Genomic DNA, 9,146 nt, shown 5'->3' on the forward strand with positions numbered 1-9,146 from the left:
GCATTCTAGCACTGTGCGCCGCCGCCGGCAGCGCGCGAGCGGCGGCCGCTGCGGAAAACCGCCGGATCGTCGTAGAACGCGGGCGCGGCATTCGCTTCGCACCAGCCCGGCACGCCGAGCACCGGCAGCGGCGCGAAATCGCGGCTCGTCAGGTCGCGGGTCGCGAGCTCGCCGGCGATCCGCGCATCGACATGCGCGGCACGCTGCGCGTCAGGCCACGAAAAATAGTCGTCGCCCACTTCGACGATCCATGCGTGCGCGGTGCACGACTTGTAGGGCGCGACGAGCTTCTCGAGCAGCGCATGGCCGACGAGCCGCGCCTCGCAGCGCGTGCCCCACGCGTCGCGCGCCGCCACCAGCAGCTGCTGCCAGCTGAAGCCGCGCAGCGCATCGGCGAGCGTGCGGTCGGCCGTCACGAACAGCGCGGCATTTTCGTCGAACAGCGTCAGCGCATCGCGCAGCGTGCCGCGCACCGGCCCGACGCCGCCCGCGACATCGATCGCCGCGGCCTGGCGTGCGTTCAGCGCAGCCTTGGTGCGCGGATACGCGAACCAGACGAGCGCATTGAAGAAGTCGTGAAGATTGTGGCGGGTCGGGACGCCGCCGGTCGCGGCGATATGGGTTTCGTATGCGATGCCGGGCGGCAGCTCGGCCTGTGGCACGAAGCGCAGCGGCTTGCCGCGGCCGCTGACACGGGCATCACCGCGCAGTGCGCCGTTCAGTGCGTCGAGCAGCGCGGCCTCGCCCGCGAGCGCGGCCGCCTGAAGCGTGCGGCCCGGTTCCGCGTAACGCGCGAGCCACGGCGCGGACCAGTCGATCCGCGCGAACGCCGCCGCGCCGCCGCCGGCCGCATGGCCGGCCGCGCGCGGCGGCGTGCCGGTCACGCGAACTTCCAGCCGATCGATTCGCCGGCGCGCAGCGGCACGACCGGCGTATCGCCCGCGAACACCTCGCGCGGCAGTTCCCAGGTCTCGCGGCGCAGCGTGATCGTCTCGGTGCTGTGCGGCAGCCCGTAGAAATCGGCGCCGAAGCGGCTCGCGAAATTTTCCAGCTTGTCGAGCGCGCCCGCCTTGTCGAACGCTTCCGCATACAGCTCGAGCGCGTGCAGCGCCGTGTAGCAGCCCGCGCAGCCGCACGCGGTTTCCTTCGCGTCGCGTGCGTGCGGCGCGCTGTCGGTGCCGAGGAAGAAGCGCGGGTTGCCCGACGTCGCGGCTTCGACGAGCGCGACGCGGTGCGTTTCACGCTTCAGCACCGGCAGGCAGTAGTAATGCGGGCGGATCCCGCCGACGAACAGCGCGTTGCGGCTGTACAGCATGTGCTGCGGCGTGATCGTCGCGCCGAGCAGGCCCGGCGCCGCATCGGCGTCGCGCACGTAGTCGGCCGCGTCCTTCGTGGTGATGTGCTCGAACACCACCTTCAGGCCGGGGAAATCGCGGCGCAGCGGCGTCATCACGCGGTCGATGAACACCTTCTCGCGATCGAACATGTCGATCGCCGGGTCGGTCACCTCGCCGTGCACGAGCAGCGGCATGCCGGTTTCCTGCATGACCTCGAGCGTCTTCGCGCACTTCGCGAGATCGCTGACGCCGTGGTCGGAGTTCGTCGTCGCGCCGGCCGGATACAGCTTCACGCCGTGCACGAAGCCGCTGTCGCGCGCACGGCGGATTTCGTCGGGCGACGTGTTGTCGGTCAGGTACAGCGTCATCAGCGGCTCGAACGCCATGCCCGCCGGCAGCGCGGCCAGGATTCGCTCGCGATAGGCCTGCGCTTGCGCGGTGGTCGTGACGGGCGGCTTCAGGTTCGGCATGACGATCGCGCGGGCGAACTGGCGCGCCGTGTGCGGCAGCACCGCGGCCAGCATGTCGCCGTCGCGCAGGTGCAGGTGCAGGTCGTCGGGACGGGCGAGCGTGAGCGTCGCCGGAGAGGAAGCGTTCGAGGCAGTCATAGGAGGCGTCGTGAGGAACGGGCTGGCCATCTGCGGGGCCGGAACGCGCGTGCGCGGGCCGACTGACGGCAAACCGCAACACGGGGCCTTCGGCCGGCGGAATCCGCTTTTTACCGCTCAAGGCTCGGTGATATGCTAGAAGCCACATTGTACCGGGGTTCACCCGGTTGGTTACCCTGCTTCCGCCCCCGCCCCAAGTAAAATGTGCCAACTCCTAGGAATGAACTGCGCCGCGCCGACGGACGTCACATTCTCCTTCACAGGTTTCGCGGCCCGGGGCGGCCTCACCGATCACCATGCCGACGGCTGGGGGATCGCGTTCTTCGAGGACAAGGCCTGTCGCCTCTTCGTCGACCACCAGGCATCGGCCACGTCGCCGCTCGCCGAAATGGTCAAGCGCTACCCGATCAAGTCCAAGAACACGATCGCGCACATCCGCAAGGCCACGCAAGGCCACATCCTGCTCGAGAACAGCCACCCGTTCATGCGCGAGCTGTGGGGGCGGCACTGGATCTTCGCGCATAACGGCGATCTGCAGGAGTACGAACCCGATCTCGACGGCAGCGTCTACCATCCGGTCGGCACCACCGACAGCGAGAAGGCGTTCTGCGTGCTGATGCAGGGGCTGCGTGAAGCGTTCCCCGGCGCGCAGCCGCCGTTGCCGGAGCTGTTCGAGCGCGTCGGCGAGCTGACGCGCGACATCACCGATCACGGCGTGTTCAACTTCCTGATGTCGAACGGCCAGGCTCTCTTCGCGCACTGCTCGACGCGGCTGCACTACCTCGTGCGGCGCTGGCCGTTCTCGACCGCGCATCTGGTCGACGAAGACCTGTCGATCGACTTCGCGAAATACACGACGCCCGAGGATCGCGTCGCGGTGATCGCCACGCAGCCGCTGACCGACAACGAAATCTGGACCTCGTTCGAACCGGGCGAGCTGATCATGTTCCAGTGCGGCGACGTCGCCGCGCGGATGCAGATTCCGGTGCCCGAGTGCGTGCTCGAGAAACTGCGCAACCCGGCGCTCGACGCGTCGGCGTCCGCGCCGTGCGGTACGCAGCACGCCGCACTCGCGGCCGGCGCCGACGGCGATTCCGACGACTCGATCGATTTCTGAGCGCGCCGCGCCGCCGCCGGGCGCGCGCTTCATGCGTTGCGCTGTTCCGCCAGCGTCGCGGCCCGGCGATCCCGCGTCATGCCCGGATCGTCGAACCACGCATCCGGCGCCCGGCATCCGCCGATGATTGCCCGCATTGAAAATCTCCCCCGACAACTCCATTCAGGCTGCCATTTCAAGCACGCGTGCGTCGCCACACGACATTCACTTTTATTTAATTAATTTTCAAGTGAAAATGATTAACCGTCGAAACAAATAAAACAAGATATTCTAAACCGGATAATCCGGAAGCCTCAGCTTAAAACAAAATCCCCACGTCTATCGTGCGCCAGCCTACCGAACCGGCGCTTCCGCCTGTTCTATAAAAAATCCACCAAGCCCTTATTCACAAAGGCTTTCAGTTCGACTACCCACACAACTCAGAAATACCACTCAATACCGTTACCATCCCCACATTTCCTGATTTTTTGAAAATCGCCCGCCCCGCCAATTAGTAGACTCGCTCCATCTTCGGTGTAACGAAACCCGACCGGCGCGTCATGCAGCCACGGCTGCCGCATGTCCATTCGCGTCACCGTGGAATGCGCATTCGCCGCATGCGGCGAATACCACTTCAAAACAAGAAAGAGGGCATGTCGTGAATCACTCATTTCGATCGATCTGGAGCGACGCCGCCGGCTGCTGGGTCGCGGTCGCGGAAACGACACGGGCGCGCGGCAAGCGTTCACGCCGGGAATCGGGCGCAAGCACCCGCGCCGGCCGCACGGCGATGCGCCGCTCGCCGCTGCGCGTCGCCGCGCTCGGTGCCGCGCTGGCCGCGCTGTCGGCCGGCTCCGCGTACGGGTCGAGCTGCGGCGACGGTTCGGCGGTCGCGAGCGGCGGCAGCTGCGCGCTCGGCAGCGTCAGCCCGACCGTGAACGACAACCTGGCCGGCGCCACGACCGTGTCCGGCGGCGACGCGGTCGGCGTGACGGGCGCATGGACGGCGCAGAACAGCGGCGACGCCGGCTACACGCGCATCCCGTTCGGCACGACGACGATCGTGTCGGGAAATCCGGATCAGCCGCTGGTGTCGCTCGGCGGCAAGACGCAAAACATCGGCACGCCCGACACGATCACGGGCACCCATACGTCGGTCGCCACCTACGACTCGTCCGCGTTCTCCGCGTCGACGGTCGGCACGACCGACGTGCCCGTCTACCTCGACGTCAACGGCGACCAGTACGTGAACACGCGGATCGGCACCGTCGACCGCTCCGGCGGCACGCTGAACGTGTCGATCGGCAATCCCGCCAACGCGCCCGGCTCGGCCGGCAACGCAATCACGATGGCCGCGAAGCAGACGGACCTCACCGTCGCGGACGGGACGGGCGCCACCCCAAGCGTCGTCAACTGGAATTCACGCAACCAGGTCTGGTTCACCACCGGCGACTACCTCGCGAGCGGCGGCTCCGTCGGCAACCTCCAGCTCGACGTGCCGGCCTATGCGGGCACTTTCACCGCGTTCGACGGCAGCACGTGGACCGTCAGCGACGCCGCGTCGCTCGCCGCCTACAACGACTTCCTCGTGCGTTCGGTCCGGAGCGGCGCGCTCGGCTCGCAGGCCGCGTACGACACCGCGTTCGGCCAGGCCGTCACGTTCTCGAAGGAGACCTTCCAGTACGCGAACAACGTGTCCGCCGGCGACAAGAACACGCTGCCGATCGATCACCTGTCGGCAATGCACGGCACCGGCGCGAACGCGACGCTGCAGATCGGCAAGGACGGCCAGATCGACTTCCGCGGCACCAACACGATCGCATCGAGTTCGGCCGTCCTCGCGGAAAACGGCGCGCACTTCGTCAACGACGGCCGCCTGTCGGGCGATTTCACGCTGGTGCGCCTGCTGAGCGGCGCGAGCGGCGTCAACAATGGCGTGATCTCGTCCGGCTACGCGTCCGGCAACAATTTCGACACGAGCAGCGGCACGCCGCCCGACAACTTCGGGTTCCATGCGTACACCGAGGGCAACGGCGTGTACGCGAACGGCTCGGGCACCTCGTTCGTCAACCACGGCGTGATGAACGTCGGCGCGTGGACGCTCGCCGGCGACCGCCCCGACCTGCAGAACTACGCGGTGGCCGTGACGGGCGGCGCGAACGCGTCGAACGCCGGCACGATCAACGTCGGCGTCAACGCGACGACGCTCGACAGCCAGGTGATCGGCGGCTTCGCGGTGGGCGGCACCTTCACGAACGCGGCCGGCGGCACGATCTATCTCGGCCGCGCGGCCCAGTACGGGCCGGGGGCGGCGGCGAACGACGTCGCGCTGTCCGCGCATGCGTACGGGATCCTGCTCGGCGCGTCGGGCACCGCCAGCAACCTCGGCTCGATCGTGATCGGCTCGCAGACGCAGAACGGCGCCGGAATGGCGAGCATCGGTTCGTCGTCCGGCACGCTGCGCAACGCGGGCACGATCGTCGTGAACGGCGCGGCGCCCGGCACGCCGTTCGCCAACGTCGGCATGCTCGCGGCCAACACGGCCGCGACCGTGACCAACACCGGCACGATCACGCTGAACGGCGTGAACGGCATCGGCATCATGGTGGTCGGCACCGGCTCGACCGCGACGGCCGCAACGTCGACCGGCACGATCAACGTGGCCGGCGGGCTCGATCCGGCATCGGACACGCGCAACTACGGCGTGTGGGCCGAAGGGCCGCGCGCGAAGGCCACGGTCGACGGCGCGCTCAACCTGACGGGCACCGGTGCGATCGGCGTCCATGCGCGCTCGGGCGCGACGATCAACGTCGACGCGAACGCGGTGCCCCACTTCATGTCGGGCACGAACCAGATCGGCTTCTATGCGTATGGCGCAGGCTCGAAGATCAACGTCGCCGCGCAGCACCTGAGCGTCGATACCGACGATTCGACGCTGTTCCGCATGGCGGGCGGCGCGGCCTATACGGGGGCATCGGCCGCCGGCACGCTGACGACCGACGTCAACGGCCAGCGCGCGCGCGGCGTGCTCGCGACCGGCGCCGGCACGACGCTGTCCACCGGCCACGCCACCTACAACGTCAACGGCGCGAACGGCATCGCGGTTGCAGTCGAAGGCGGCGCGAAGGGCACGATCGACTCGGGCGCGACCATCAACCTGAATGCGGCCGGCGCGATCGCGGGCGTCGTCGACGGCCAGGCGCACGACCTCGCCGGCGCGAATGCCGGCGCACCGGTCGCGACGACGCTGACCAACGATGCCGCGGTCACCTCGTCGACCGCGGGCGTGACGGGTTTCGTCGCGCAGAACCTCGGCACGCTCGACAACCGCGACACGGTGCTGCTGAGCGGCGCAGGCTCGACGGGCGTCGTGGTCGGCACGCTCGGCACCGTGAACAACGCGTCGGCGATCCGCGTGGTCAACGGCACCGGCGCGCTCGTGCAGGGCGCGTCGGCGACGCTTGCCAACGCGGGCACGATCGAGGCCGACGACGGCGTCGCGGGCGTGCACCTGACCGGCGCGGGTGCGTCGGTCGCGCTGTCGGGCGCGGGCACCGTCGTCGTGAACGGCAGTGCCGACGGCGTGCTGATCGACTCGACCGTCTCGAACGGCGGGATCGCGGCCGGCGCGACGTCGATCGCGGCGGGCGGCGCCGGCAAGGGCATCGACAACCTCGGCACGAACACGACGATCGCGCTGTCAGGCACGCAGATCGGCACGACCGGCAATGGCGCCGACGGGCTGTCGTCGACGGGCACGAGCGCACGCATCGCGACCGACGCGGCGACCGTCGTACGCACCGCCGGCGACAACGCACGCGGCCTCTTCGTGACGGGCGCGGATTCGACGCTGGCGGCCGACGGCACGACCGTCGCGACGACCGGCGCCGGCGCGCATGCGATCGTCGCGGGCAGCGGCGCGACCGTGTGGCTGTCGGGCACGAAGGTCTCTGCGGCGGGCGTGGCAGCCGACGGTCTCGTCGCGCGCAACGGCGGCCGTATCGGCGACACGGGTTCGTCGCTCGCGAGCGCGGCCGGCAACGGCGCGACCGTCGACGGGGGCGGCATGCTCGCGCTGACGGGCACGACGCTCAAGGGCGCGACGGCCGGCGTCATGAGCACGGACACGCTCGCGACCGGCGCGACGAGCTCGGTGCGCGTCGACGGCGGCAGCGTCGCGTCCGTCACCGGGCCGGCGTTCGCCGCACGCGGCGGCACCGTCGACATCGCGGTGCGCAACGGCACCGTCGTGACGGCCGGCAACGGCACGCTGCTGGACCTCGCGAACGGCAGCACCGCGACCTTCAACGCATCGGCCGTGAATCTCGCCGGCGACATCGTGTCGGACGCGTCGAGCACCGGCAACGTGTTCCTGACGAACGGCACGACCCTGACCGGCACGATCGACCCGGTCGCGCTGAGCGTCGACGGCTCGAGCACGTGGCACATGACCGGCAGCTCCGTGCTGAGCAGCCTGAACAACGCGGGCCTGGTCGCGTTCGCCGCACCGTCCGGTTCACCGACGGCGGCCGCCAGCTACCGGACGCTGACGACCGGCAATTACGTCGGCAACGGCGGCACGATCGCGCTGAACACCTACCTCGGCGCCGACGCATCGCCGACCGACCGGCTGATCGTGAACGGCGGCACCGCGAGCGGCACGACCGGGCTGAAAATCGCGAACACGGCCGGCACCGGCGCGCAGACGACGGGCGACGGGATTCCGGTGGTCGTCACGGCCAATGGCGGCACGACTACCGCGTCGGCGTTCCATCTCGCGGGCCCCGTACAGGCCGGCGCGTACGAATACCGTCTCTACCGCGGCGGACAGGGCGATGCGAACGGCTGGTACCTGCGCTCGCAACTGGACCCGACGGACCCCGGCGATCCGGTCGGCCCGTCCGTCATCGAGGGCGGCGACAACGGCGGCAATCTCGCGTACCGTCCTGGCGTCGCGGGTTATGCGATGACGCCGCTGCTGAACGCCGACTACGGCTTCTCGACGCTTGGCAAGCTGCACGAGCGCGTCGGCGACATCTACAACCTCGAGAAGCAGGCGCCGGGCAACCGCGACGGCGTGTGGGGCCGCATCGGCGGACAGAGCCTCGACGCGAACGCGGGCCGCTTCGCGGCCGACGAGCGCACGTTCTTCGCGCAGTTCGGCAAGGACTGGACGCTCGACCAGGCGCCCGCCGGCGGCAGCACGCATGCGGGCGTGACGGCGAGCATCGGCGTCGCGAACGCGAGCTTCAGCGACACGGCACGCGCCGACACGGCCGGGCTGTCGACGTCGACGGGCTCGGTCGAGATGCACGCGCAGAGCGTCGGCGGCTACTGGACACGCTACCTGTCCGACGGCACCTACTTCGATAGCGTCGGCCAGGTCACGCACTACGGCAACCGCTATCGCGACAGCTACGGCAACGAGGCCTCGCAGAACGGCTTCGGCATCGCGCTGTCGCAGGAGGTCGGCAAGCCGTTCGGGATCGGCGGCACGCCGATCGCGGTCGAGCCGCAGGCGCAGCTGATGTACCAGTACCTGAAGCTGAACGGGTTCAACGACGACGTATCGGCCGTGTCGGGCACGACGACCCACGCGCTGCGCGGACGCGTCGGCGTGCGCGTCTTCCGGCCGAACCTCGACGCGAACGCGGGCGGCGGCGCCGCGACACCGTACTTCACGGCCGACGTGCTGCACGACTTCCTGTCGCCGGGCCAGACCGTCGTCGGCGGCACGCCGTTCGCGACGCACCTGGGCCGCACCTGGTACGAGCTCGGCCTTGGCGTGACCGCGGGCTTCGGCAAGTCGGGCGCGTTGTACGCGAACGTGAAATATGCGCGCAACATCGGCGGCGATTACCGGCGCGGCGTGACCGGGCAGGTCGGCTACCGCTACAGCTGGTAACGCCCGACTCGGCAACCCGTCCGCTGCCACCGGCGGGCGACGGGCAGCCCGCGAAAAAAACCGCCCGGTGTTCAGCCGGGCGGTTTTTTCATCGGCGTGCATGCGGCGCACGCGCTGCACGAACGCTCAGTGCAGGATTTTCGCGAGGAAGTCCTTCGCGCGGTCCGACTTCGGATTCGAGAAGAAATCGTCCTTGCGGT

Annotated in this window: 4 protein-coding genes; 2 read left to right on the top strand and 2 right to left on the bottom strand. The window is 69.2% G+C overall.

The window, feature by feature from the left end; translation table 11 throughout:
* Positions 1 to 5: 5 nt before the first annotated feature.
* Together DIE02_RS21365 and pyrC are read right to left on the bottom strand one after the other, a co-directional pair.
* Positions 6 to 884 (bottom strand): DUF3025 domain-containing protein, encoded by an 879-nt coding sequence (locus DIE02_RS21365; protein ID WP_124529758.1) that lies wholly within the window; start codon positions 882 to 884, stop codon positions 6 to 8.
* Positions 881 to 1,945: a dihydroorotase gene (gene pyrC / locus DIE02_RS21370; protein WP_044848289.1), complete on the bottom strand. Its 1,065-nt coding sequence runs from the start codon at positions 1,943 to 1,945 to the stop codon at positions 881 to 883. Before pyrC ends, DIE02_RS21365 begins: the two co-directional genes overlap by 4 nt.
* Positions 1,946 to 2,147: 202 nt before the next feature.
* Here pyrC and DIE02_RS21375 point away from each other — a divergent pair, with 202 nt between their 5' ends.
* Both DIE02_RS21375 and DIE02_RS21380 read left to right on the top strand, forming a co-directional pair.
* Positions 2,148 to 3,062, top strand: a complete 915-nt coding sequence (locus DIE02_RS21375) for a class II glutamine amidotransferase (RefSeq protein WP_124529760.1) — start codon at positions 2,148 to 2,150, stop codon at positions 3,060 to 3,062.
* 637 nt (positions 3,063 to 3,699) lie between these two features.
* Complete coding sequence (locus tag DIE02_RS21380) at positions 3,700 to 8,946, top strand: autotransporter outer membrane beta-barrel domain-containing protein (protein WP_124529762.1); 5,247 nt, start codon at positions 3,700 to 3,702, stop codon at positions 8,944 to 8,946.
* The last annotated feature ends 200 nt before the right edge of the window (positions 8,947 to 9,146 follow it).

Origin of the sequence: Burkholderia sp. Bp8991 (assembly GCF_003853795.1) — a bacterium.
Taxonomy (GTDB): domain Bacteria; phylum Pseudomonadota; class Gammaproteobacteria; order Burkholderiales; family Burkholderiaceae; genus Burkholderia.